This is a genomic window from Streptomyces sp. NPDC029122, assembly GCF_055569445.1.
In genome coordinates this window covers 187,734-211,947 of sequence record NZ_JBVHWK010000008.1, presented here as the reverse complement: position 1 = coordinate 211,947, position 24,214 = coordinate 187,734, and the positions used below count along the sequence as shown (strand labels likewise).

At 71.9% G+C, this 24,214-nt stretch carries 19 protein-coding genes; 7 read left to right on the top strand and 12 right to left on the bottom strand.

Annotated elements, in window-relative coordinates:
* Nucleotides 1-151 precede the first annotated feature (151 nt).
* The gene (locus tag ACZ4WZ_RS13020; RefSeq protein ID WP_467889056.1) at nt 152-1,891 is read left to right on the top strand and encodes an LCP family protein; all 1,740 of its coding nucleotides are present in this window, start codon (nt 152-154) and stop codon (nt 1,889-1,891) included.
* 362 nt (nt 1,892-2,253) lie between these two features.
* On the top strand, nt 2,254-3,765 hold the full coding sequence (locus ACZ4WZ_RS13015) for an LCP family protein (protein ID WP_467889053.1): 1,512 nt from the start codon (nt 2,254-2,256) through the stop codon (nt 3,763-3,765).
* Nucleotides 3,766-3,864: 99 nt separating this feature from the next.
* On the opposite strand, the gene ACZ4WZ_RS13010 is transcribed toward ACZ4WZ_RS13015, so the two are convergent.
* Entirely contained in the window at nt 3,865-4,893 is a 1,029-nt protein-coding gene (locus ACZ4WZ_RS13010) for a glycosyltransferase family 2 protein (protein WP_467889049.1), read from the bottom strand.
* Nucleotides 4,894-5,089: 196 nt separating this feature from the next.
* Between ACZ4WZ_RS13010 and ACZ4WZ_RS13005 the strand changes: the two genes are divergently transcribed.
* Nucleotides 5,090-6,586, top strand: coding sequence for an LCP family protein (locus ACZ4WZ_RS13005; protein ID WP_467889047.1), 1,497 nt, complete (start codon nt 5,090-5,092; stop codon nt 6,584-6,586).
* Between the two features lie 27 nt (nt 6,587-6,613).
* Here ACZ4WZ_RS13005 and ACZ4WZ_RS13000 read toward each other — a convergent pair whose 3' ends face one another.
* The 3 genes from ACZ4WZ_RS13000 to ACZ4WZ_RS12990 all read right to left on the bottom strand — a co-directional run bounded on the left by ACZ4WZ_RS13000 (nt 6,614) and on the right by ACZ4WZ_RS12990 (nt 10,113).
* Nucleotides 6,614-8,137, bottom strand: coding sequence for a glycosyltransferase family 39 protein (locus ACZ4WZ_RS13000; RefSeq protein ID WP_467889044.1), 1,524 nt, complete (start codon nt 8,135-8,137; stop codon nt 6,614-6,616).
* 135 nt (nt 8,138-8,272) lie between these two features.
* Nucleotides 8,273-9,445, bottom strand: coding sequence for an acyltransferase family protein (locus ACZ4WZ_RS12995; RefSeq protein WP_467889041.1), 1,173 nt, complete (start codon nt 9,443-9,445; stop codon nt 8,273-8,275).
* 131 nt (nt 9,446-9,576) lie between these two features.
* A complete protein-coding gene (locus tag ACZ4WZ_RS12990; protein WP_467889039.1) occupies nt 9,577-10,113 on the bottom strand; it encodes an acyl-CoA thioesterase in 537 nt (178 codons plus the stop codon).
* A 107-nt stretch (nt 10,114-10,220) separates the two neighbouring features.
* On the opposite strand from ACZ4WZ_RS12990, the gene ACZ4WZ_RS12985 reads away from it, so the two are divergent.
* Complete coding sequence (locus tag ACZ4WZ_RS12985) at nt 10,221-11,549, top strand: LCP family protein (protein WP_467889036.1); 1,329 nt, start codon at nt 10,221-10,223, stop codon at nt 11,547-11,549.
* Between the two features lie 90 nt (nt 11,550-11,639).
* Here ACZ4WZ_RS12985 and ACZ4WZ_RS12980 read toward each other — a convergent pair whose 3' ends face one another.
* The 3 genes from ACZ4WZ_RS12980 to ACZ4WZ_RS12970 form a co-directional block, all read right to left on the bottom strand.
* Complete coding sequence (locus ACZ4WZ_RS12980) at nt 11,640-12,356, bottom strand: polyprenol monophosphomannose synthase (protein ID WP_467889125.1); 717 nt, start codon at nt 12,354-12,356, stop codon at nt 11,640-11,642.
* Between the two features lie 113 nt (nt 12,357-12,469).
* On the bottom strand, nt 12,470-13,552 hold the full coding sequence (gene manB / locus ACZ4WZ_RS12975) for a mannose-1-phosphate guanylyltransferase (protein ID WP_467889033.1): 1,083 nt from the start codon (nt 13,550-13,552) through the stop codon (nt 12,470-12,472).
* Between the two features lie 294 nt (nt 13,553-13,846).
* Nucleotides 13,847-15,004, bottom strand: coding sequence for an acyl-CoA dehydrogenase family protein (locus ACZ4WZ_RS12970; RefSeq protein ID WP_385764354.1), 1,158 nt, complete (start codon nt 15,002-15,004; stop codon nt 13,847-13,849).
* Nucleotides 15,005-15,243: 239 nt separating this feature from the next.
* Here ACZ4WZ_RS12970 and ACZ4WZ_RS12965 point away from each other — a divergent pair, with 239 nt between their 5' ends.
* Nucleotides 15,244-16,587 (top strand): UDP-glucose dehydrogenase family protein, encoded by a 1,344-nt coding sequence (locus ACZ4WZ_RS12965; RefSeq protein WP_467889028.1) that lies wholly within the window; start codon nt 15,244-15,246, stop codon nt 16,585-16,587.
* 94 nt (nt 16,588-16,681) lie between these two features.
* Nucleotides 16,682-17,983, top strand: coding sequence for a glycosyltransferase 87 family protein (locus tag ACZ4WZ_RS12960; protein ID WP_467889027.1), 1,302 nt, complete (start codon nt 16,682-16,684; stop codon nt 17,981-17,983).
* On the opposite strand, the gene ACZ4WZ_RS12955 is transcribed toward ACZ4WZ_RS12960, so the two are convergent.
* The 4 genes from ACZ4WZ_RS12955 to ACZ4WZ_RS12940 form a co-directional block, all read right to left on the bottom strand.
* A complete protein-coding gene (locus ACZ4WZ_RS12955) occupies nt 17,980-19,044 on the bottom strand; it encodes a membrane dipeptidase (RefSeq protein ID WP_467889025.1) in 1,065 nt (354 codons plus the stop codon). The two genes, ACZ4WZ_RS12960 and ACZ4WZ_RS12955, sit on opposite strands and share 4 nt — an antisense overlap.
* 297 nt (nt 19,045-19,341) lie before the next feature.
* A complete protein-coding gene (locus tag ACZ4WZ_RS12950; protein ID WP_467889022.1) occupies nt 19,342-20,520 on the bottom strand; it encodes a dipeptidase in 1,179 nt (392 codons plus the stop codon).
* On the bottom strand, nt 20,517-21,044 hold the full coding sequence (gene purE, locus ACZ4WZ_RS12945; protein ID WP_388939153.1) for a 5-(carboxyamino)imidazole ribonucleotide mutase: 528 nt from the start codon (nt 21,042-21,044) through the stop codon (nt 20,517-20,519). Before purE ends, ACZ4WZ_RS12950 begins: the two co-directional genes overlap by 4 nt.
* Nucleotides 21,041-22,180, bottom strand: a complete 1,140-nt coding sequence (locus ACZ4WZ_RS12940; protein WP_467889019.1) for a 5-(carboxyamino)imidazole ribonucleotide synthase — start codon at nt 22,178-22,180, stop codon at nt 21,041-21,043. Before ACZ4WZ_RS12940 ends, purE begins: the two co-directional genes overlap by 4 nt.
* Nucleotides 22,181-22,386: 206 nt before the next feature.
* Between ACZ4WZ_RS12940 and ACZ4WZ_RS12935 the strand changes: the two genes are divergently transcribed.
* Nucleotides 22,387-22,923, top strand: coding sequence for a GtrA family protein (locus tag ACZ4WZ_RS12935; RefSeq protein WP_467889017.1), 537 nt, complete (start codon nt 22,387-22,389; stop codon nt 22,921-22,923).
* 3 nt (nt 22,924-22,926) lie between these two features.
* Here the strand turns inward: ACZ4WZ_RS12935 and ACZ4WZ_RS12930 are convergent, their stop codons facing one another.
* Nucleotides 22,927-24,192 carry an ATP-binding protein gene (locus tag ACZ4WZ_RS12930; RefSeq protein ID WP_467889014.1) on the bottom strand — a complete coding sequence of 422 codons (1,266 nt, stop codon included), beginning with the start codon at nt 24,190-24,192 and terminating at the stop codon, nt 22,927-22,929.
* Nucleotides 24,193-24,214 lie beyond the last annotated feature (22 nt).

Genomic DNA, 24,214 nt, shown 5'->3' with positions numbered 1-24,214 from the left:
GTCACGCGCATGGTTTGCGGCTGACCTGGCCGGATAAGGTGAGCGATCCGGTGCACCGGCCATGAAGAGGCCGCGCACCAGCAGCCGGATCGTTGACCGCGTGCCTGGGGGGAGGCACGTCGCGAAGCACCGACGGAGGATTCGAGCAACCGTGGATGCGCAAAGCCGTGGGCGGGCGGACGAGATCGACCCCGCAGACCAGTGGGTCCTCAATCCCCGCACTGGCAACTACGAACTGCGACTGGGCCATTCCGCTGCGCAGCAGCCCGCCGTCGCCGCTCCCCGGAGATCCCGCAGGACCACCACCGCCCCCTCCGCACCGGCCGTCCCCTCCCCCGCCGTACCCAAGCCCCGCCGCGGCGAGGGACCGCCCGGCGGACGGCGCGGCGGACGCCGCCCCCGCCGGGGCGGGGGCCCGCCCCGGCGCCGCAAGGTGCTGGTGGCGACGGGCGGGACGCTGGCGCTGCTGCTGATCGCCGGCGGGCTGGGCTCGTACCTCTACTACGAACACCTGAACGGCAACCTGAACGTCATCGACACCGGCGGCGCGGGCGGCAGTTTCAAGAAGGACCAGCCGATCAACATCCTGGTCATCGGCACCGACAAGCGCAGCGGCAAGGGCAACGAGGGCTACGGCGACGCGGAGAGCGTCGGCCACGCCGACACCACGATCCTCTTCCACGTGTCCAAGGACCGCACCAACGCGACGGCGCTGTCCATCCCGCGCGACCTGATCACCGACATCCCGGCCTGCCCGACGAAGCAGCCGAACGGTTCGGTGAAGGAGATCGCCGGCACCAAGGGCACCCGCTTCAACAACAGCCTGGGCCAGGAAGGGCGCGACCCGGGCTGCACGATGCGCACGGTCAAGCAGCTGACCGGCATCGAGGTCGACAACTTCATGATGGTCGACTTCAACGCCGTGAAGAACCTCAGCACGGCCGTGGGCGGGGTGCCGGTCTGCGTGGAGAAGGACGTCACCGACCGCGATTCCAAACTGGACCTGAAGGCGGGCCAGCACCGCCTCCAGGGCGAGCAGGCACTGGCCTTCGTACGGACGCGGCACGCCTTCGGCAACGAGAGCGACCTGGACCGGATCAAGACCCAGCAGCAGTTCCTGGGTTCGATGATGCGGGAGATGAAGTCCAAGGAGACGCTGACCAGTCCGAAGAAGTTCTTCTCGCTGGCGGAGGCGGCCACCAAGTCGCTGACGGTGGACCAGGGACTGGGGTCCATCGGCAAGCTCACCGATCTCGCCGGCGAGCTGAAGGACATGAACCTCAAGAACATCACCTTCACCACGCTCCCGGTCCTCGACAACCCGAACGAGCCGCCGAACCGCAAGGCGACCGTCGTCCTCAACTCGGCGCAGGCCGAACCGCTGCTCCAGATGATCCGCGGGGACGTCTCGCTCACCGAGGTCGAGAAGAAGGAGACGGCGGCGAAGGAAGCGGCCGACGCCGACGCCAAGAGCCGGCAGGACGCGCTGCTCCAGGGCAACCGCGCGCCGGCCGGGGACGTCCGCGTGGACGTGTACAACGGCGGCGGCCCGCCGGGATCGGCCTCCACTACCCTGACCTGGCTGCAGAACAGCAAGGGTGTCCACAAGGCCAGCAACCACGGCAACGCCTCCACCCGGCTGGGCGCCACCCAGCTCGAGTTCGCCCCCAACCAGGCCGATCAGGCCCGGGCGCTGGCGGACATGATGGGACTGTCCGGTGCCGCCCTGAAGGTGGGCTCCGTGGACGCGGGTCCGCGGACGCCGATGAAGCTGACGCTGGGCTCCGACTTCAAGGAACCCGGGGCGCCGCTCGGCGCGCCGGAGACCCCGCAGCAGGCACCCGAGGGGGTCCAGCGGGTCGAGGCGGACAAGGCGGTCTGCGCGAAGTGAGCGGCCCGCGCCGAGGGGGCGGGCGCCTGTTACGGCACGGCAGCACCAGCACCAGCACCAGCACCAGCACCAGCACCAGCACCAGGCATCTCATTGACCGGCCGGCGTATGACGGACGGTAGCCGGCAGGGCCGGCACCACACCGACCAGCAGTGATCTTGAGGGGGGTACGCGTGAAGCACAGCAGCGTGCGGGGGGAGGGGGCGCCCGACCAGGCCGCGGACGGCATATCCGACGGCGACGGGAGAGCGGCCGCTTCGGTTCCGCCGCCCCGGAAGGGCTCGGGTACGGCCCGGCCTCCGGCGGGTGGGCTTCCGGTCCGGCGGCGGCGCCGCCGGGTGCTGTTCTGGGTGGCGTCCGTCATGGCGTTCCTGATCCTGGGAACGTCGGCGGCCGGGTACCTCTACTACCGTCATCTCGACGGCAACATCCGCAGCGGGCAGCGCCTGAGCGGAGAGAGCGGCGTGGAGAAGACCCACGCCAACGCCAAGGGCCAGCGCCCGCTGAACATCCTGTTGATCGGCTCGGACAGCCGCAACAAGCCGGAGAACGTCGAACTCGGCGGCAGCCGCGACACCGTGGGGAACCCGCCGCTCGCGGACGTGCAGATGCTGTTGCACGTATCGGCCGACCGGGAGAACGCCTCCGTGGTGAGCATCCCGCGCGACACCCGGGTCGAGATACCCGAGTGCACGGACCCGAAGAGCGGCGAGAAGTTCAAGAAGACCAGGGCGATGATCAACGAGTCGCTCGGCCGCGGCGGCCCCGGCTGCACGCTGGCCACGTGGGAGAAGCTGACGAACGTCTACATCGACCACTGGATGATGATCGACTTCTCCGGTGTGGTGCAGATGGCGGACGCGGTCGGCGGCGTCCCGGTCTGCGTCAAGGACAACGTCTGGGACCGGCCGCTAGCCACCTCCGGCGGCGGCTCCGGCCTCAAGCTCGAGAAGGGCACGACCCGGATCAAGGGCGAGCAGGCCCTCCAGTGGCTGCGCACCCGGCACGCGTTCAGCAGCGACCTGGGCCGGGCGCAGGCCCAGCACATGTACATGAACTCGATGATGCGCGAGCTCAAGGGCCAGAACGCCTTCACCGACGTCGGCCGGATCACGGCCCTGGCCGAGGCGGGCACCAAGGCCCTGGAGGTCTCCGAGGAGATCGGCTCGGTCAAGAAGCTCTACAACCTGGCCATGCAGCTCAAGGACGTGCCGACCAACCGCATCACGATGACGACGATGCCGACCTTCCAGGACCCCGCGGACCGGGACCGGCTCATCGTGAACCCGACGGACGCCGACAAGCTGTGGACGATGCTCCGCAAGGACGTGCCCTTCGACAAGAACGGCGCTCCGACCGCTCCGCAGAGCCCCTCCGCCGCGGCCTCGCCGTCCACACCCGCCCCGGGCACCTCGCAGCCCGCGCAGCCGGGCCACGAGCCGTCCACGGCTCCGGCGACCGCCCCCGACAGGATCCAGGTCAACGTCGTCAACGGCACCGCCGTCGAGAAGATGCCGCTGGCGCCGCGGCGGGCGAACGTGGTGGCGGAGGCCCTGGTCTCCAAGGGCTTCACCGGGGCCCGGGCGGACAGCGCGCTGACCCCGGAGAAGACCACCGTCGTGCGCTACCCGACCCCCGACCTGGCCGACGAGGCGCAGACCGTGGCGGCGGCCATGGGCGTTCCGGGCACCGCCGTGCAGCAGTCGGCCGACGTCTCCCGGATCACCCTCGTGGTGGGCGCCGACTGGCGCGACGGCGCCGTCTACCCGCAGCAGGCGCCGCCGGAGGCCGGTTCCGTGCCGGACACGGCCGACGCCCTCAACGGTTCGGACACCGGGGCCTGCATGGAGGTATACAAGCCGTACCGCTGGTGAGCGGGTCCGGCCGAACGCGAAGGGGTGACCCCGTCCGTACGGACCGGGTCACCCCTTCGCGCCGTGCCCGGCCCCGTCGACGGGGAGGGGCCGGCGGCGTCAGACCTGCGCGCGGTCCCGGCCGGGGACCGACGGGCGGCGGCTCGCGATGACCTTGCGGGCCAGCGAGCGCGGGCTGGTGAGGAAACCGAAGCCCCAGCACATGTGCATGGTGGCGAGGGCGACGGGAATCCGCACCCGGGCCTTCAGCGGGAGCCCCTTGCCCGCCGGGACGGAGCCGGCGGTGATCGCCGCCAGGTAGCCGGCCGGCACGGCGAAGGCCCACGGGGTGACGGCCACGCCCGCCACGACACCGGCCGCGATGGCGCAGACGGCGGTCGGCGGCGCCAGGTAGCGCAGGTTGATGGAGCCCGAGTGGTAACGGGCCACCACGTGGCGCCAGCGGCCGTAGTCCTTGTACTGCTTGGCCAGCGCCCGTACGGAGGGCCGCGGACGGTACTGGACCTTCAGCTCGGGCGAGAACCAGATGAGCCCGCCGGCCTCGCGGATGCGGAAGTTCAGCTCCCAGTCCTGGGCGCGCATGAACTCCTCGTTGTAACCGCCCTGCTGTTCGAGGGCCTCGCGGCGGAAGACGCCGAGGTAGACGGTCTCGGCCGGGCCGGCCTGGCCGCCGGTGTGGAAGGCCGCGTTGCCGACGCCGATCCTCGACGTCATCGCGGCGGCGACGGCGTCCTCCCAGGCGTTCTCGCCCTCGGCGTGCATGATGCCGCCGACGTTCTGCGCGCCCGTCTCCTCCAGGAGCCGGACGGCGGTGGCGATGTAGTTCGGGGAGAGCATGCCGTGGCCGTCGACGCGGACGACGATCGGGTGGCGCGAGGCCTTGATCGCGGCGTTGAGCGCGGCGGGGGTCCGTCCGGTGGGGCTGGGGACGGTGTGCACGCGGGGGTCTTCCCGTACGAGCTCGGCGGCGATCTCGTCGGTGCGGTCCGTGGACGGCCCGAGCGCGATCACCACCTCCATCTCCCCCGCGTACTCCTGTCCGAGGATGTGCCGGACGGAGTCACGCAGGTGGCGCTCCTCGTTGAGCACCGGCATGATCACCGAGACTGCGGGCTGCTGGGCGGGCATGTCGTCCTTCACGATCGGGTACCGGTGTCACGTTACCGCGTACGGGGGAAACGGGTGCGCGGCGGACGAGCGGTACGGACAGCGGCTGATCGTATGGGCCTACTGTTCTGACGAATCTGCCCGAAGTGCCGGCCGGTCCGCACCGTGAGCGAACCGCCGGCTCCGTCCCCGTGCTGTCCCCGCGGAGGTGTCCACCGTGCCCCAGCCGCACCGTCCCACCCCAACCGCCAGGCCCTCCCGGCCGCAGCGTGCGCGGAGCGGCGGCCGTCGGGGCCGGCACCGGGACGGCCGGCCCCGGTGGGGCGTGCGGATCGCGGCCGGGCTGTCGCTGCTGGTCCTGGGGTCGGGGGCGGTGGGGCACGCCGTGATGACGGGCCTGGACACCGGGATCGAACGGGTCGACCCCTTCAAGGACATGAAGAACCGCCCGCAGGCCGGACACGGGCTGAACTTCCTGCTCGTCGGCACCGACGGCCGGGACAAGCTCGGCCCCGAGGAGAAGCACGAGTACCGGCTCGGCGGCGCGCCCTGCCACTGCACGGACACGATCATGCTGGTGCACCTGTCCGCCGACCGGGAGCGGGCCAGCGTGGTGAGCCTGCCCCGCGACAGCTACGCCGAGCTGCCCGCGCACCGCGACCCGGTGACCGGCAAACCGCACCGGCCGCACCCCGTCAAACTCAACGCGGCCTACGCGGAGGGCGGGCCGAACCTGACCGTGCGCACCGTGGAGAACATGACCCGGGTCAAGATCGACCACTATCTGGAGGTCGACTTCACCAGCTTCATGAAGACCGTCGACGCGATGGGCGGAGTGGAGATCTGCACCGCCAAGGCCCTGCACGACCAGAACACCGGCCTGGACCTGCGGCCCGGCAGCCACCGGCTCACCGGCGGCCAGGCCCTGCGGTACGTACGCTCCCGCCATGTCGACGGAGCCTCCGACCTGGGCCGCATGCAGCGCCAGCAGCGCTTCGTCGCCGCCCTGATCAAACAGGCCACCGGGGGCGGGGTGCTGCTGAACCCGGTGAAGTTCAAGGAGGTCAGCTCCACCCTGCTGGGTTCGGTCCGGGCCGACCGGGGCTTCGGTTCGGAGCAGATGCTGGCGCTGGGGCAGGCCATGCGGGACTTCACGCCCGCCTCGTCCGAGTTCGCCTCGGTACCGGTCGGGGACCCCTCGTACCGGGTCAAGGGCATCGGCTCGACGGTCAAGTGGGACGGGCCGAAGGCCGCCCGGCTCTTCGAGTCGCTGCGCCAGGACCGGCCGCTCGCCCCGGCCCGGCCCGGTCCCGGCGGCGGACAGCAGCGGCCCGCCGCCGTGCCGGTGGACGTGCCCCCGCAGCAGATCAGGGTCCAGGTGGAGAACGGGACCCGGATCGACGGGCTCGGCGGCCGGGTGGACGAAGCCCTGCGCGCCACCGGCTTCGACACCACCCGCGCCCCCGGCAACGCCGCCAGCCGCGACGTCCGGCGCACGGTGATCGCGTACGACCCGCGCTGGGACCGCTCCGCCCGCACCGTGGCGGCGGCACTGCCGGGCAGCGAGCTGCGCGCCGTCGCCGGGCAGGGCCGCACGGTGCTGGTGACGGCCGGCTCGGAGTACCGCAAGGTGGTGCCGGTGCGCGGCGAGGACCCCTACCAGGGCGGGGAGGCGCAGGCGGTCACCGGCGACCAGGTGGTGTGCGGCCCCTGAGGCCCGCCGGACACCCGGACACCTTCCCTAGCGGACCCGCTCCAGCAGGGAGACGCTCAGGCCGCGCACCGTCTTGCTCTCGGCCACCCGGTAGTGGCGCTCCAGCGCCTCGGCCTGCTCCTCGGGGAGCTTGTGGTACGGGTCCTTCGTGCCGCTCCAGGTCACCACCCACACCCGCTGGGTGGAGCCGAGGCACCGCACGGGCTGGGCGCACTCCTGCGGGAACAGGTCGTCGCTGGCCAGCGCCGAGCGCTCCGCGAAGACGTCCCTCAGCTGGACGCTCTGCGGCAGGAAGTACTCCACCTGGAAGTCGATCATGAACACGCGGTCCGCGCCGCGCACCGGCACGAACCCGTCCCCCGGCCGGTAGCCCTGGGCGATGACCCGCGCCGCCGCCTCGCCGTCCAGGCCGACCCTGGCCCACTCGGTCCGCATCTGGCGCTGGTCGGGAAGGCCGAGCAGGATCAGCGCGGCCAGGGCGAGCGACCCGGCCCGCGCCGGCCGCAGCGCGGCCAGCCCGGCGGCCGCCAGCACCACCCAGGCGGGCAGGGTGAAGAGCAGGTAGCGGTCCATGAAGTACGAGGTGCTGCCCTGCGAGACCACCCAGGCCGCCCCGATCGGGGCCGCCCCGGTCAGGAGGAGTTCCGCCGCGGGCCGCCGGCCCCGGCTCCAGGCGAGCGGGAGCAGCGCCACCGCGGCGATGGCGAGGCCGATCGTCGGGGAACCGAAGAGGTTGTTCCAGAGGTCGGCGACGCTCCGCAGGTGCGGGGTCTTGATCCAGCTGATCTGGCGGCCCACCTGGCGCTGCCCCAGCAGCACCAGCGGGACCACCGGGACCAGGGCGAGCGCCGCGGTCACCGCGAACGCGACGACGGTGCGCCCCCGCCGCTCCTGCCACCAGCGCAGCAGCACGATCAGGGCGTGCGGCAGCAGGAAGAGCAGCGACACCACGTGGAACAGCCCGGCCGCCGACACCGCGACGGCGTACGGCGCCCAGCGCCGCGGGACCGGCCGCTCCAGCGCCCGCAGCAGCAGCCAGGTCGCGGCGCTGACCGCCAGCACGACGAAGGCGTACGACCGCGCCTCCTGGCCGTACCGGGCGACGGCCGGCACGAACGCGAAGAGCAGACCGGCGAACACGGCCGTCCGGCGGTCGAAGAGCTTACGGGCCGTCAGTACGGCGAAGGCGGCGGCCCCGGCCATGGCCAGCGCCGACGGAAGCCTGAGCATCTCGACCGAATCCCCGAAGACGGATATCCAGCCGTGCAGCAGCAGGTAGTAGAGGCCCGAGACGGCGTCCACGTGGCCCAGCATGTCGACCAGGTCGCCGGTGCCGCGCGTGGCGGCGTTCCAGCTGGCCAGCTCGTCCCGCCAGGGCTGCGCCCGCCCGCTCCCGAAGGCACCGACGGCAAGGGTCAGCAGGGCGGCCCACAGCCAGTCGTAGCGGGCCGGACGGGCGGCGCGCGTGACCTCCCGGCCGCTCGTGCCCCCGCCCGGCACGGGACGGCCGGAGCCTGCCGCGGCCTCGGTCGCCGTACTGCTGCTGGTCATGCTCGTACCTTCCGGATCCGTCGGATCGGCTGAGGGGGTGGCTTCGGCGAAGGGGCTTTCCGGGCCTCGCTCGACGTCACAGGGTACGTGGCGGCCCGGGGCCCCACCCAATCCCGTCGGCCCCGGCGGGCGCCGTCAGCGGGACCGGACCGCCGGGTCCGTCCTCGGCAGCGAGAACTTCCCGCTCTCCAGCATCCGCTTGAGCCATGCCGACCCGGGGCGCTCGACGAAACGGTGGACCAGCCAGGAGAGCAGCAGGATCGCCGCCAGGCACATCGCGAGCAGGGGGAACGGCGCGAGCCCGTGGTCGCGGCCCCACCGGATCAGCGCCCAGCCGATTTCCTGGTGGAGCAGGTACAGGGGGTAGGTGAGGGCGCCGGCGACCGTGAGCCACTTCCACTGGATCCTGTTGAAGGCGCCCGTCGCGGCGGCCAGCATCACCAGGAAGAACACGGCCGTGACGGTGGCGGCGACCGGCCACGACAGGGCGTGACCCACCTCGTGCCGGTAGGCCCCCACGGTGACGTGCAGCCGGTTCTGCGCGATCAGCCAGGAGAAGGCGACGACCGCGATCAGCAGCGGGTTCGCACCGAACCGGTAGATCAGGTACATGGCCACGCCCGCGATGAAGTACGGGGCGTCGTTCGGCAGGAACAGCAGGTCCATCAGGCCGAGCTGCGTGTACGGGGCGATCACGGCCAGGATCGTCCAGATCCCGCAGAACGCCAGGACCCGGCGGTAGGTGAGGCCCATGACGGCGAGGACGGCGAAGAGCAGGTAGAAGCGGAGCTCGACCCACAGGGTCCAGTAGACGCCGTCCGCGTCGGGCACCCACAGGGGCTTCTGCAGCATCGTGAGGTTGGCCAGCAGTTCGCTGAAGCTCAGGGGCTTGCGGGCGGCCCGCACCGTGGCGGCGAAGTTCACCACGAGGGCGGTGGCGATGACGGCGAACCAGTAGCCGGGGTAGAGCCGCACGACACGGGAGATGAAGTACTCGCGCGGGGAACGGCCCCAGCACGACATGCAGATGACGAAACCGCTGATCAGGAAGAAGAGCTGGACTCCCATCCAGCCGTACGCGGTGATGCCGTTGACGGTCGGCATCAGCGCCTCGGGCTTCTGTCCCCACACCTCCGGGTGGAGGTTGACGCCGGTCCAGTGGAAGGCCACCACGGCCAGCGCGGCCATGAGGCGCAGCGCGTCAAGGACGTACAGGCGGGGGCGGCGCGCACGGCTCTCGCCCCCCTGTTCCTTCTGCTGCGGTATGGCGTCGAGCAGTACGGGGACTTGTGCGGCAGACGTCGTCATGAGGGGAACAGCTCCACGAAGTGTCCGGCTGGGAATCCGACGCCCCCCGGTCGTCGCCCGACACTCTAGGGGGTGTTCGGGCGCGGACGCCGCCCTGATGGCCGTTCAGTGCCCGCCGCCCCGCACGGGCGTCAGTCGTCGAGCCCCTCGGCCGCCCGGCGTTCGCGCAGCTCGGTGATCGCCTGGCGGCGGGCGAGCCGGTGGGTGCGGCGGATCTGGGCCTCCTGGTAGCGGCGTTCGTCCTGCTCGGTCTCCGGGATCACGGGCGGGACCGGGCGGGGCTTGCCGTCGGAGTCCACCGCCGTGAAGACGAGGTAGGCGCTGCCGACCTGGGTGGCGGGGGTGGACTCGTTCCACCGCTCCGCGAGGACCCGTACGCCGATCTCCATCGAGGAGCGGCCCGTCCAGTTGACCTGCGCCCGGACGTGCACCAGGTCGCCGACGCGGACGGGGGCCAGGAAGGCCATCTCGTCCATGGACGCGGTGACGGCGGGCCCGCCGGAGTGGCGTCCGGCCACGGCGCCCGCCGCGTCGTCCACCAGCTTCATGATCACGCCGCCGTGCACGGTGCCCAGGAGGTTGGTGTCGTTGGCGGTCATGATGTGGCTGAGGGTGGTCCGGGACGCCGAGATCGGCTTGCCCTCGGGTGCCTCCGGTATCTGTGTCATACAGCCACCTTAAAGTGCGTCCCGGAGGCATCAGGTGTGCAACAGCCCCGGTACGAAGACCGGGCCGGGGTGTCGTGCGGCGCTCCCGGCCAGGCATCCTTGTCCGCATGAGTGACTGGGACGGGTGGAACGGCGAGCGCGACGCGCGAGGCCGCCGCGATGACGGGTACGGGCGCGGCAGCGGGCAGCCGCAGCCGGAGGGGGCGCAGCGGATGCGCCACGTCCAGCGGCAGCCCCAGCAGCGGCAGCCGCAGCGCCCGGCGCGGCCGCCGGTCCCGCCGCAGGCCCCGCCGCCGGGCGCCCGTCCGGGGCGCGGGGTGCCGCCGCAGCAGGCGCAGGGCCCCGACGCCGCGTACGACAGCGGGTACAACACCGGGCAGGTCTACGGCCGCCCCGCCGGCCCCGGCGGTCCGGGACAGCGTCCGCCGGGCGGTCCCGGCCGTCCGCAGGGGCCCGCCCCGGACTGGCGCAAGCGGATCAAGATCGGCTCGATCGGGGTGGTCTCCGTCCTGCTCGTGACCGGGATCGGCACCTACTTCTGGGCGGACTCCCAGGTCCGCCGCGAGGTCGACCTGTCGAAGGTCATCGAGCGCCCGAAGGAGGGCGACTGCACCACGTACCTGATCGTGGGCTCCGACAGCCGCGAGGGGATGTCCGACGAGGAGAAGAAGAAGCTCCACACGGGCTCGGCCGACGGCAAGCGGACCGACTCGATGATGATCCTGGCGAAGTGCTCCAGCGGGAACACGATGATCTCCCTGCCCCGTGACTCGGACGTGGAGATCCCCTCCTTCGTCGGCTCCCAGTCGGGCAAGAAGTTCCCCTCGCAGGGGCGCCGGGTCAAGCTGAACGCCGCGTACGCGGAGGACGGGCCCGAGCTGCTGGTGCGGACGGTGGAATTCAACACCGGCCTGCGCATCGACCACTACGCCGAGATCGGCTTCGCCGGTTTCGCGAACATCGTGGACGCGCTCGGCGGGGTCGAGCTGGACATCGAACAGGCCTTCAAGGACGACAAGTCGGGAGCCGACTTCAAGGCGGGCCGCCAGACCCTGAACGGCGAGCAGTCCCTGGCCTTCGTACGCACCCGGTACGCCTTCGCCGAGTCGGACCTCCAGCGGACGAAGAACCAGCAGAAGTTCCTCTCCGCGCTCGCGAGCCAGGCCGCCACCCCGGGCACGGTCCTCAACCCCTTCTCCCTCTACCCCGTCCTGGGCGCCGGCCTGGACACGCTGATCGTGGACAAGGAGATGGGGCTGTGGGACATGGGGCAGATGTTCTTCGCGATGAAGGGCATCAGCGGCGGTGACGGCGTGTCGATGAACATGCCGATCTCCGGCCAGCGGGGCGGCAACCTCGTCTGGGACAAGGCGAAGGTGCAGCAGCTGGTCAAGGAGATCCAGAACGACCAGAAGGTGACCGTCAGGGGCCAGTGACCCGGCCGTGGGATCCGGCCGCTGAGGGCCCTGTGGACGAAGAAGGAGGAGGGGCGCCCCCGTCGGGGCGCCCCTCCTCCTCGCGTGCTGCTACTTGCCGGCGCGGGCGCGGAGCTTCCACGGCATGGCGATGGACTCCAGCTGGACGGCCAGGTTCATCTTGGACTCGCCGACGGTGCGGTCCTCGAAGTGGATCGGGACCTCCATCACCCGGAAGCCGCGGCGCAGGGCCTTGTACTTCATCTCCACCTGGAAGCTGTAGCCGGCACTGCCGATCGACGCCAGGTCGATCGCCTTCAGCGCGGGGGCGCTCCACAGGTTGAAGCCGCCGGTGATGTCGCGGACCCGGGTGCCGAGGATGGTGCTCGCGTACGCGTTGGCCCAGCGGGAGAGCAGCTTGCGGTGCGCGCCCCAGGCGTCGGAGAGGGTGCCGCCCGGCACGTAGCGGGAGCCGACGACGAGACCGGCGCCGGTGGAGCGGGCGACGCCCAGCATCTCGGCGATCTTGCCGGCCGGGTGGGAGCCGTCCGCGTCCATCTGGAGCACGTACTCGGCGCCGTCCTCGACGGCCTTGGCCATGCCGGCCGCGTAGGCACGGCCGAGGCCGTCCTTGGCGGTGCGGTGCAGGACCGACATGCGGGGCTTGCCGTCCTCGGTGACGAAGCCCTCGGCGAGCTCGTCGGCGATCTTGCCGGTGCCGTCGGGCGAGGAGTCGTCGACGACCAGCAGCCGCAGGCCCGGCTGCTCGAGACCCATGAGCAGCTCCACCATGCCCGGCAGGTTGCCCGCCTCGTTGTAGGTGGGCATGACCACGGTGAGCGGCGTGTCCGCCCAGGCGTCGGGGAGCTTCGTGGTTGCGACGTCCGTCGCGCGGGGAGTCTGCTGCTCGCCTATCACAGGTTGTGCCTCACTGAAGTTGGTCACCGGTCGGAGGAGAAGCGGACGGCGGCGTCGGGCAGTTCAGCCTCGCACCACACCCGCACCCCTGCGCGAAGTTCGTTGTCAGCCCCCACGACGGCACCGTCGCCGATGACCGCGCCCGTCACGACCGTGCGCGTACCCACCGAAGCGCCCGCGCCGATGAGGCTGGCGCTCACCACCGTGTCCGCGCCGAGGATCGCGCCGTCCAGCACGATGGAGCCCTGGACGACAGCACCCGATTCGATCCGGGCGCCGGCACCCACAACGGTACCGCCCGAGAGCTTGGCGTCTTCCGCCACCTCGGCACCGGGGAGCACGAGGGCCTCGCCGCGCGGTCCGGGGACGGCCGGGGAGGCCACGACTCCGCGCACGAGGTCGGCGGAGGCCTGGACGAAGGACTCGGGCTTGCCGAGGTCCAGCCAGTAGGTGTCCTCGGTGACGCCGTGGAGCTTGGCACCGGAGGCGAGCAGACCGGGGAAGGTCTCGCGCTCGACGGATACCGATCGGCCGGCCGGGATGGAGTCGATCACGCTGCGGCGGAAGACGTAGCAGCCGGCGTTGATCTGGTCGGTGATGATCTCCTCGGGAGTCTCCGGCTTCTCGGTGAAGGCCAGCACCCGCCCGTCGGCGTCGGTGGGGACCAGGCCGAAGGCGCGCGGGTCCTCGACGCGTACGAGGTGCAGGGAGACGTCGGCGTCGGCCGCCCGGTGGGACTCGACCAGGCCGGCGATGTCGAGACCGGTGAGGATGTCGCCGTTGAACACGAGGACCGGGGAGTCCGGACCGCCCGTCAGACGCTCGGCGGCGTTGCGGATGGCGCCGCCCGTACCCAGCGGCTCGTCCTCGACGACGTACTCGAGGGTGATGCCGAAGTCGGAACCGTCGCCGAAGTACGGCTCGAAGACCTCGGCGAGGTAGCAGGTGGCCATCACGATGTGCGTGACACCGGCGGCTGCGGCCCTGGCTATCTGGTGGGCGAGGAACGGGACGCCCGCTGCCGGAACCATCGGCTTGGGGGTGTTCACCGTCACGGGGCGCAGTCGCGTCCCCTGCCCGCCGACCAGCAGGATCGCTTCCGTCATTTTGTTCTCTCCCCAACCGGTTCGGGCGTACGAAGCTTCAAAGTTAGCCCATCCCGGGCGGTGCGAAGCCCGGAGGCGGGCCGTGCGGGCCGCCTCCGGCAACGTTCCGGTTACGGCGGGTTCCTCACTCTGCGCATGCGCGGTGTCCCGCCGTCCCCTCTTCATGAGCGGCGTCCGGAGCCGGGCGCGGCAGATCCGCTGCCCGATGGATCGGAATCGTTACAAAGGAGGGGACATGCGGAAAGGCCCCCGGCGGACGCGGGGGCCTTTCACATGGCTGCGGGCCGGGCGCCGTTACGGCAGGTTCCTGGCCATGACGATGCGCTGGACCTGGTTCGTGCCTTCGTAGATCTGCGTGATCTTGGCGTCGCGCATCATGCGCTCGACCGGGTAGTCACGGGTGTAGCCGTAGCCGCCGAGGAGCTGGACGGCGTCCGTGGTGACCTCCATCGCGACGTCGGAGGCGAAGCACTTGGCCGCGGCGCCGAAGAAGGTCAGGTCGCCGTCGACGCGCTCCGACTTGGCGGCGGCCGCGTAGGTCAGCTGGCGGGCGGCCTCGATCTTCATGGCCATGTCCGCGAGCATGAACTGGACGCCCTGGAAGTCGCCGATCGGCTTGCCGAACTGCTTGCGCTCCTGGACGTAGCCCTTGGCGTAGTCCAGGGCGCCCTGGGCGATGCCGAGGGCCTGGGCGGCGATGGTGATGCGGGTGTGGTCGAGGGTCTTCATCGCGGTGGCGAAGCCGGTGCCCTCGGCGCCGATCATGCGGTCGGCCGGGATGCGGACGTTGTCGAGGTAGACCTCGCGCGTCGGGGAGCCCTTGATGCCGAGCTTCTTCTCCGGGGCGCCGAAGGAGACGCCCTCGTCGGACTTCTCGACCACGAAGGCCGAGATGCCCTTGGAGCGCTTCTCCGGGTCGGTGACGGCCATGACCGTGTAGTAGTCGGAGACACCGGCGTTGGTGATCCAGCGCTTGACCCCGTTGAGGACCCAGAAGTCGCCGTCGCGCACCGCGCGGGTCTTCATGCCGGCCGCGTCGGAGCCCGCGTCGGGCTCGGAGAGGCAGTACGAGAACATGGCGTCGCCCTTGGCGAGCGGGCCGAGGTACTTGGCCTTGAGCTCCTCGGAACCGGAGAGGATCACCGGGAGCGAGCCGAGCTTGTTCACGGCCGGGATGAGGGAGGAGGAGGCGCAGACGCGGGCCACTTCCTCGATCACGATGACGGTGGCCAGGGCGTCGGCGCCGGCGCCGCCGTAGGTCTCGGGCACGTGGACGGCGTGCAGGTCGTTGGCGACCAGGGCGTCGAGGGCCTCCTGCGGGAATCGGGCCTCCTCGTCGACCGCGGCCGCGAACGGGAGGATCTTCGCCTCGCAGAGCGCGCGGACCGACTCGCGGAGCATGTCGTGCTCCTCGGCCGGGCGGTACAGGTCGAAGTCGGCAGAACCCGCCAAGATCTCTCACTCCCCAGGGTGACGCGCCGTGGAACGCAGACAGCGGTGTGTCGCTGTCGTGCCCTTGGCGCGGGATGCTAACTACCGTTAAGTAACCCAAATTCTAGTTCCCGGCGCCCACGCAGCGATATGCGGCACGTACGTGAGCTGCGTGACAGCCGGGTCCTCGGGGGAACGTCCCCCCGGACCGGCCCGACTATGCTCGGGGCCGCAAACGGCCCCGCACCTCTGGAGCATCCATGGCCCCCCTCAAGATCACCGTGATCGGCACCGGCTACCTCGGCGCCACCCACGCCGCGGCCATGGCGGAGCTCGGCTTCGAGGTGCTGGGACTGGACGTGGTCCCGGAGAAGATCGAGATGCTGGCCGCCGGCCGCGTCCCCATGTACGAGCCGGGGCTGGAAGAGCTGCTCGCGCGGCACGTGGCGGGCCTGCCGGGGTCCAGCGGGCGGCTGCGTTTCACGCAGTCGTGGGAGGAGGTCGGGGAGTTCGGCGACGTCCACTTCGTCTGCGTGAACACCCCGCAGAAGCACGGCGAGTACGCCTGTGACATGTCGTACGTGGACTCGGCGCTGGAGTCGCTGGCTCCGCACCTGACCCGCTCCGCGCTGGTGGTCGGCAAGTCGACGGTGCCCGTGGGCTCGGCGGACCGGCTCGCCGCGAAGCTGTTGGCGCTGGCCCCGGCGGGTGCGGACGTGGAGCTGGCGTGGAACCCGGAGTTCCTGCGCGAGGGCTTCGCCGTGCAGGACACCCTGCACCCGGACCGGATCGTCATCGGCGTCCGGGGCGAGCGCGGCGAGAAGCTGCTGCGCGAGGTGTACGAGACCCCGATGTCCGAGGGCACCCCGCTGGTGGTCACCGACTTCCCGACCGCCGAGCTGGTGAAGACCGCCGCCAACTCGTTCCTGGCGACCAAGATCTCCTTTATCAACGCCATGGCGGAGGTCTGCGAGGCCGCCGGCGGTGACGTGGTGAAGCTGGCGGAGGCCATCGGCTACGACGAGCGGATCGGCTCGAAGTTCCTGCGCGCCGGGATCGGCTTCGGCGGCGGCTGCCTGCCCAAGGACATCCGCGCCTTCATGGCCCGCGCCGGCGAGCTCGGCGCCGATCAGGCACTGACCTTCCTCCGGGAGGTCGACTCCATCAACATGCGCCGCCGCGGTCACATGGTCGAGCTGGCGCGGGAGGCCGTCGGCGGCTCCTTCCTCGGCAAGCGGGTCGCCGTCCTCGGCGCCACCTTCAAGCCCGACTCCGACGACGTCCGCGACTCCCCCGCGCTCAACGTCGCCGGGCAGATCCACCTCCAGGGCGGCCAGGTCACCGTCTACGACCCCAAGGGCATGGGCAACGCCCGCCGCGTCTTCCCCACCCTCGGCTACGCGGACTCCGCGCTCGAGGCGGCCCGCGGCGCCGAGGTCGTCCTGCACCTCACCGAGTGGCGGGAGTTCCGCGAGCTGGACCCCGCCGCGCTCGGCTCGGTGGTCACCGACCGCCTCGTCCTCGACGGGCGCAACGCGCTCGACCCCGTGCGCTGGCGCGCGGCCGGCTGGACGTACCGGGCGATGGGGCGCCCGCACGCCTGAGGGATTCCGGGCGGCGGGGGGCCGTGCGGGGACGCCCGGTCGTGCGGATCTCGGTCAAGGAGGCCGTACGGGCGCCTGGGTAGACTGCGGCCCGATGTCCACGACCAGCAGCCCCCCGGCCGGCCTCGCCGCACCCGCGACGGCGACGCCCGCCGCGCACCACCGGCGGGGGTCCTTCGAAGCGGCCCTGCGCGGACGCGGCGCCCTGCTCGGCATCGCCGGTTTCTGGCTGGCCAGCCGGGCGGCGATGCTCTGGATGCTCGTCAACGACTTCTTCAGCTCGAACGTCGTACGGGTGGAGGTCACCGCGACCTACCACAACTGGTACGACGTCCTCGTCACGTGGACGCTGCCGCAGAACGACATCATGTGGCAGTACCCGCCGGCGGCCGCGGCGATCTTCCTCTCCCCCGACCTGCTGCCGTTCCTCACCTACTTCCAGGCCTTCGTCGCCCTGACGGCGCTGTGCGACGGCGTGGTCCTGCTGGGCCTCGTCCGGGCGGCGCGCAGGAGCGACGGCAGCATGGCCGGGGCCCTGGTGTGGCTGGTGACCCTGCCGATGATGATGGCGACCCCGTTCGCCCGCTACGACATCCAGGTCACCCTGCTCGCGGTCTTCGCGCTGCTCGCCCTGGGCCGCCGCCCCGTGCTCGGCGGGGTCATCGCCGGCATCGGCGCGATGGTCAAGGTGTGGCCGCTGCTGACCCTGCTCGGCACCCCCCGCGGCAGGTCGACGCGGGAGGCGCTCGTCGCGGCGGCGCTGTCCTGCGCGGCGCTGCTCGCCGTCTTCGCGGCACTGTTCCGCGACACGCTCGGCTTCCTCGGCAACCAGGGCGACCGCGGGGTGCAGATCGAGTCCCTCGGCGGATCGGTGCTGATGGCGGCCCGCCTGCTGGACCTGTGGCCCGGGGAGATCGACTACCAGTACGGCGCCTTCGAGTACGTCGGCCCGTACGTGCCGGGCATCGCGCGGGCCTCGCTCGCCCTGACGGTGGCCGGGTTCCTGCTGCTCCTGCTGTGGCGGGTCAGGGCCAACCACTGGTCGAGCGCGACGCCCTTCGACGCCGCGCTCTTCGCGATCATGGTCTTCACCGTCACCAGCCGTGTCATCAGCCCGCAGTACATGATCTGGCTGCTCGGTCTGGCCGCCGTCTGCCTGACCTCCAGGCACACCACCCAGCGTCCGGTCGCCTGGCTGCTCGTCGCCGCCAACCCGCTGACCACGCTGATCTTCCCCGTCCTGTACGGCACGGACATCCTCGCCGGCACCACGCTCGGCACGGTCCTGCTGTGCACGCGCAACGGCCTGCTGCTCTACGCCACGGTGTGGTCCGGCGTCCGGCTGTGGAAGGCGACCGTCCTGCCGGAACAGGCCCTGGCCGCCCGCTCCGCCTAGGGAGTCCTGCGGCGCTGTGCGGCGCGGGCCGTGAACTCCGCGTCGCGCAGGACGCGCTGGGCGTTGCCCCAGGTGAGCAGGGCGATGTCGGCTTCCGGCCAGCCCCGTTCCAGCAGTTCCGCGATCAGGTGCGGGTAGCCCGAGGGGTCGGTGAGGCCCGCGGGGCGGGGGCCGCCCCGCTCGGCGCCGAAGGCCGCGCCGAGTCCGACGCCCTCGGGGCCCGCGATCGCCCGTACGTGCTCCAGGTGGTCGGCGACGGCGTGCAGGGAGTCCCCGGTCCGGGCGGTGTCGAAGGTGACCATCGCCAGGCCGTTCGCCGCCCGCAGGGCGAGCAGTACCTCGTCGGTGACGTTCCCCGGATGCGGGTTGAGGGCGGCCGCCCCCGTGTTCGAGACGATGACCGGCGCCTTGGAGGCCGCGGCGAGCTGGCAGGCGGCGGCCGGCGGGCAGCCCGTCAGGTCGAGCAGCATCGCCAGCCGGTTCACCTCCTTGACCACCTCGTGGCCGAAGGCCGTCAGGCCCTCCTCGGCCCAGGGGGCGCCCGCGGGCGCGAGGATGCGGACGCCCAGTGCGTGGAAGGCCCGCAGCGCACCGAGGGAATCGGTGAGGGTGCTGCCGGGGACGGGGCCCAGGAACGAGGCGATCAGGCCCCGGTTGCGGGCGTCGGCCATGTCGTCGGCGCTGAGCGCGAGGCACAGGCTGTCGGCATAGCGGCGCATCACGGACCGTGCCACGTCGATCTGTTCGAGGGTGTCGGAGACGACCTGGTCTGCGGCGGCGTCCTCGGCGCGCGGCGGCCCCGGGGGCACGAGCAGCGTCCAGAACTGGGCGCCGACCCCTCCGGCGCGCAGCCGGGGGATGTCGGTGTCGACTCCGGTGTCGGGGGTGTCGATGTCGTGGTACGGGCTCTGGCGCAGGGTCCAGACGAGGGTGTTGCACCCGTCGGCGACGGGGTGGTCGGCGAGCAGGGCGGCCGCCCGGTCCAGGGCGGCGCCGGCGGGGGCGGGGACGTCTTCGGCTCCGACGCCCACGGAGTGGGGTTCATCCTGCAGGTCGGCCATGGCGTTGGCTCCGGTCTCGGCGGCAGCAGGGAGAGAAGATGGTGCCACCGTGACACGTGGGGCGCCGGGGCCGCCCGGCGGGTGTGGCGTTCGGGTGGTGACCCGGCCCGGGGCTCCGACGGGGTCCCGGGCCGGCGGCCGGGGGTCAGGGGGGTCCCGGCCGGGGGGCCGGGGTCAGGGGTCCCGGCCGGGGGCCGGGGTCAGGGGTCCCGGCCGGGGGCCGGGGGTCAGGGGGGTCCCGGCCGGGGGCCGGGGTCAGGGGTCCCGGTCCGGCCCCCGGCCCCGGCCGCCGGGGCGTCAGAGGCAGGCGTTGGACGGTCCCCGGGTCGCCGAGAGCTCCCGGGCGGCCGATTCCGCGTCGCGCAGTACCCGTACCGCGTTGGACCAGGTCAGCTTCGCCAGGTCGGTCCGGGACCAGCCGCGTCCGAGCAGTTCGGCGATCAGGTTCGGGTAGCCCGACACGTCGTCCAGCCCGGCCGGGGTGAAGGCGGTGCCGTCGTAGTCCCCGCCGATGCCGATGTGGTCGACCCCCGCCACCTCGCGCATGTGGTCCAGGTGGTCGGCGACGGTGGCGGCGGTGGCCACCGGGCGCGGGCGGCCCGCTTCGAACGCGCGGTGCAGGGCCATCGCCTCGGGCGTGGTGTCGAGGTGGTGGAAGCCGTGCGCGCGCAGGTTCTCGTCCGCGGCACGCGTCCACTCGACGGCCTCGGGGAGGATGAACTTCGGCACGAAGGTGGCCATCGCCACCCCTCCGTTGGCGGGCAGCCGCTCCAGCACGTCGTCGGGGACGTTGCGCGGGTGGTCGCAGACCGCGCGCGCCGAGGAGTGCGAGAAGATCACCGGCGCCCGGGAGGTGTCGAGGGCGTCGCGCATCGTCGTGGGGGCGACGTGCGAGAGGTCCACGAGCATGCCGATGCGGTTCATCTCGCGCACGACCTCGCGGCCGAAGTCGGTGAGGCCGCCGTGGCGGGGTTCGTCGGTCGCCGAGTCCGCCCAGTCGATGGTGTCGTTGTGGGTGAGCGTCATGTACCGCACGCCCAGCCGGTGCAGGGCGCGCAGGGTGGCGAGCGAGTTGTTGATGGAGTGGCCGCCCTCGGCGCCCATCAGCGAGGCGATCCGGCCGTCGGCGCGGGCCGCCTCCATGTCGTCGGCCGTCAGCGCGCGCACCAGTGAGCCGGGGTAACGGGCGATCAGCTGGTCGACGGCGTCGATCTGCTCCAGGGTGGCGCTGACCGCCTCGTCGCCGCTGTAGTCGGAGCGGACGTAGACGGACCAGAACTGCGCGCCGACCCCGCCGGCGCGCAGCCGGGGGAGGTCGGTGTGCAGGTGGCCGGACTGGTCGCCGGCGATGTCCCGCTGGTCGAGGTCGTAGCGGACCTGCTGGCGCAGCGCCCAGGGCAGGTCGTTGTGCCCGTCGACGACCGGGTACTCGGCGAGCAGCTCCCGGGCCCGCGCGAGCAGGTCCGCCGCGCTCACTTGCCGAACCCGAAGGAGTCCGCGCCCGCGACCTTGGTGCGCAGCCGCTTGCCCTTCTCGGTGGCCTGGTCGTTCAGCTCCTGCTGGAAGTCCCGCATCCGGCCCAGCAGCTCCGGGTCGTGCGCGGCCAGCATCCGTACGGCCAGCAGGCCCGCGTTGCGCGCGCCGGCGACGGAGACGGTGGCGACGGGAACCCCGGCGGGCATCTGGACGATCGACAGGAGGGAGTCCATGCCGTCGAGGTACTTCAGCGGGACCGGCACGCCGATGACGGGCAGCGGGGTGACGGAGGCGAGCATCCCGGGCAGGTGCGCGGCTCCGCCGGCGCCCGCGATGATCGCCTTCAGGCCGCGGTCGGCGGCCTGCTCGCCGTACGCGACCATCTCGCGCGGCATGCGGTGGGCGGAGACGACGTCGACCTCGTAGGGGATCTCGAACTCGGCCAGCGCCTGGGCTGCGGCCTCCATGACCGGCCAGTCGGAGTCCGAGCCCATGACGATGCCTACGACGGGGGAGGTGCTCATTCGGTGATCGTTCCTCTGAGGTAGCCGGCTGCGTGACGTGCGCGCTCCAGCACATCGTCCAGGTCGTCGCCGTAGGTGTTGACGTGGCCGACCTTGCGGCCGTGTTTCACGTCCTTGCCGTACATGTGGATCTTCACCTGCGGGTCGTGGGCCATGCAGTGCAGGTAGGCCGCGTACATGTCGGGGTAGTCACCGCCGAGCACGTTCGCCATGACCGTCCAGCGGGCGCGGGGGCGCGGGTCGCCCAGGGGGAGGTCCAGGACCGCGCGGACGTGGTTGGCGAACTGCGAGGTGACCGCGCCGTCCTGGGTCCAGTGGCCGCTGTTGTGCGGGCGCATGGCCAGTTCGTTGACGAGGATGCGGCCGTCGGTGGTCTCGAACAGCTCCACGGCCAGGTGGCCGGTCACGTCGAGTTCCCGCGCGATGCGCAGGGCCAGGGCCTGGGCCTCGCCGGCGAGGGTTTCCGAGAGGCCCGGGGCGGGGGCGATCACCGTGTCGCAGACGCCGTCCACCTGGATGGACTCGACGACCGGGTAGGCCACCGCCTGGCCGTGCGGGGAGCGGACGATGTTGGCCGCGAGCTCGCGGACGTAGTCCACCTTCTCCTCGGCGAGGACCGGGACGCCCGCCTTGAAGGGGGCCTCCGCGTCCTCCGGGGTGCGGACGAACCACACTCCCTTGCCGTCGTACCCGCCGCGCACCGTCTTGAGGATGACGGGGAACCCGCCGACCTCCTCCGCGAAGGCCGCCGCGTCCGCCGGATCGCTCACGATCCGGTGGCGGGGGCTGGGGGCGCCGATCTCGTCGAGCTTGGCGCGCATCACCCCCTTGTCCTGGGCGTGGACCAACGCGTCGGGCCCCGGCCGGACGGGGATGCCGTCCGACTCCAGGGCCCGGAGGTGCTCGGTGGGTACGTGCTCGTGATCGAAGGTGACCACGTCGCAGCCGCGCGCGAAGGCGCGCAGCGTCTCCAGATCGCGATAGTCGCCGATGACGACATCGCTCACGACCTGGGCCGCCGAGTCCTGTGGGGTGTCACTGAGGATCTTGAACTTGATGCCGAGGGGGATGCCCGCCTCGTGGGTCATGCGGGCGAGCTGACCGCCGCCGACCATGCCGACTACCGGAAACGTCACGCCTCCAGGGTATCCGGCGGTATTCCGCCATTCGGACGTGACCCTGGCGCGGACCCGCCACCGGGCCGCCGAGCCCCGTGTGCCGTGCGTCGCACGGGGTGCCGGGGCGCGGACTCCCGCCGCGGGGGACACTTAGCATGGTGGGGTTGACGAGATCGGGTGACGCGCGGCCGCGGGCGGCGATGACGGACAGGACTGGACCATCCATGAGCAGCACGCCGAAGGCCGTACCGCTGTCCGAGCGCTTCCGCGGTCTGGCCCGGGAGGTCGTCAAGTTCGGAGCGGTCGGCGGAGCGGGCGTCCTGGTCAACTTCGGCGTCTTCAACCTGCTGCGGAGCACGACCGACCTGCAGACGGTGCGCGCGAACGTCATAGCCATCGTGGTCGCCATCATCACGAACTACATCGGCTTCCGTTACTTCACCTACCGTGACCGGGACCTGGGCAGCCGGCGCCGCGAGATGACCCTCTTCGTCCTGTTCAGCCTGATCGGCATGGTCATCGAGAGCGGTGTGCTCTACGTGGCCACGTACGGCTTCGGTTTCGACGGCTCGCTGGCGAACAACGTCTTCAAGTTCCTCGGCATGGGTGTGGCCACCGTCTTCCGCTTCTGGTCCTACCGGACCTGGGTCTTCAAGGCCCTGCCCACGCCGGCCGCGCCCTCGCTGGTCGTCGAGCAGCGCGACGGGCACGAGGCGCCGCTCGCCCCCCGCACCCCCGCGCCCGCGGGCAACCAGGGCTGACGGTTACCTGACCGTCCGCTCCGGCTCCGCGCGTTCCGGGGCGGTGCGGCTGAGGAAGAGCGCGAACACCGGCGGCCGGCCCTGGAGGAGCTCCAGGCGGCCGCCGTCCGCTTCGGCGAGGTCCCGGGCGACGGCCAGGCCGATGCCGGTGGAGTTGCGGCCGCTGATGGCCCGCTCGAAGATCCGGTTGCCGAGGTCGGGCGGGACTCCGGGCCCCTCGTCCGTGACCTCGATGACGGCCTGGTTGCCGGTCACGCGGGTGCGCAGGGCGACCGTGCCGCCGCCGTGCATCAGCGCGTTCTCCACGAGGGTCGCCAGCACCTGGGAGACCGCCCCGGGGGTGCCGACGGCCCGCATGCCGGTCTTGCCGGAGCGGACGACGGCCCGTCCGGCGCTGCGGTAGGCCGGCCGCCACTCCTCCAGCTGCTGCTTGACGACCTCGTCCAGGTCGAAGGGGACGGCCGAGCCGGTCCGCGGGTCCCGGGAGTTCGTCAGGAGCCGCTGGACCACGTCCGTGAGCCGCTCCACCTGGGTGAGGGCGATGGTCGCCTCCTCCCGTACGGTCTCCAGGTCGTCGGTGACCGTGATCTCCTCCAGCCGCATCGACAGGGCGGTCAGCGGGGTGCGCAGCTGGTGCGAGGCGTCGGCGGCCAGGCGCCGCTCGGCGGTCAGCATGCGGGCGATCCGCTCGGCGCTGGAGTCCAGTACGTCGGCGACCCGGTCCAGCTCGGGGACCCCGTAGCGCTTGTGCCGGGGCCGCGGGTCGCCGGACCCCAGCCGTTCGGCGGTCTCGGCGAGGTCGGTGAGCGGGGAGGCCAGCCGGTTGGCCTGGCGTACGGCGAGCAGTACGGCCGCCACGACCGCCAGCAGCGCCACCGCGCCGACCACGGCCAGGGTGCGCCCGACCTCCCTGGTGACCGTGTCGCGGGTCTCCTCGACCACCACGAGCACGCCCTGTTCCCCGCGCGCGGTGCCCCGGATGACGCTGTCGTCGATCCGCTGGCCGACCTCGATGGCGGGCCGGCCGGGGATGGTGATGCGGGCGTACGTGCCGAGATCGAGCTGTTCGGCGAGCGCGCCGGCGTCGACCGGCTGGTGCTCGAGGACGTCCGCCTCGACGATGCCGAGCAGCCGCAGCGCTTCGGAGCCGATGCGGTCCTGGGCGCTGCTGGTGATGGTCCGGGTCTCCACGATGACGAGGGAGACCCCGAACACGGCGATCACGACGAGCACCACGGCGAGCGTGGAGTTGATGAGGCGGCGGCGCATGCCCTAGAGCATGCCCGATGCC

Bases quoted from the DNA above. Each gene is read 5' to 3' on its own strand.
- ACZ4WZ_RS12985 (WP_467889036.1), top strand. From the start codon at position 10,221: ATGAGTGACTGGGACGGGTGGAACGGCGAGCGCGACGCGCGAGGCCGC.
- ACZ4WZ_RS12990 (WP_467889039.1), bottom strand. From the start codon at position 10,113: ATGACACAGATACCGGAGGCACCCGAGGGCAAGCCGATCTCGGCGTCC.
- ACZ4WZ_RS13000 (WP_467889044.1), bottom strand. From the start codon at position 8,137: ATGACCAGCAGCAGTACGGCGACCGAGGCCGCGGCAGGCTCCGGCCGT.
- purE (WP_388939153.1), bottom strand. From the start codon at position 21,044: ATGAGCACCTCCCCCGTCGTAGGCATCGTCATGGGCTCGGACTCCGAC.
- ACZ4WZ_RS12935 (WP_467889017.1), top strand. From the start codon at position 22,387: ATGAGCAGCACGCCGAAGGCCGTACCGCTGTCCGAGCGCTTCCGCGGT.
- ACZ4WZ_RS12995 (WP_467889041.1), bottom strand. From the start codon at position 9,445: ATGACGACGTCTGCCGCACAAGTCCCCGTACTGCTCGACGCCATACCG.
- manB (WP_467889033.1), bottom strand. From the start codon at position 13,552: ATGACGGAAGCGATCCTGCTGGTCGGCGGGCAGGGGACGCGACTGCGC.
- ACZ4WZ_RS12960 (WP_467889027.1), top strand. From the start codon at position 16,682: ATGTCCACGACCAGCAGCCCCCCGGCCGGCCTCGCCGCACCCGCGACG.
- ACZ4WZ_RS12930 (WP_467889014.1), bottom strand. From the start codon at position 24,192: ATGCGCCGCCGCCTCATCAACTCCACGCTCGCCGTGGTGCTCGTCGTG.
- ACZ4WZ_RS13015 (WP_467889053.1), top strand. From the start codon at position 2,254: ATGGCGTTCCTGATCCTGGGAACGTCGGCGGCCGGGTACCTCTACTAC.
- ACZ4WZ_RS12965 (WP_467889028.1), top strand. From the start codon at position 15,244: ATGGCCCCCCTCAAGATCACCGTGATCGGCACCGGCTACCTCGGCGCC.
- ACZ4WZ_RS12955 (WP_467889025.1), bottom strand. From the start codon at position 19,044: ATGGCCGACCTGCAGGATGAACCCCACTCCGTGGGCGTCGGAGCCGAA.
- ACZ4WZ_RS12980 (WP_467889125.1), bottom strand. From the start codon at position 12,356: ATGCCCACCTACAACGAGGCGGGCAACCTGCCGGGCATGGTGGAGCTG.
- ACZ4WZ_RS13010 (WP_467889049.1), bottom strand. From the start codon at position 4,893: ATGCCCGCCCAGCAGCCCGCAGTCTCGGTGATCATGCCGGTGCTCAAC.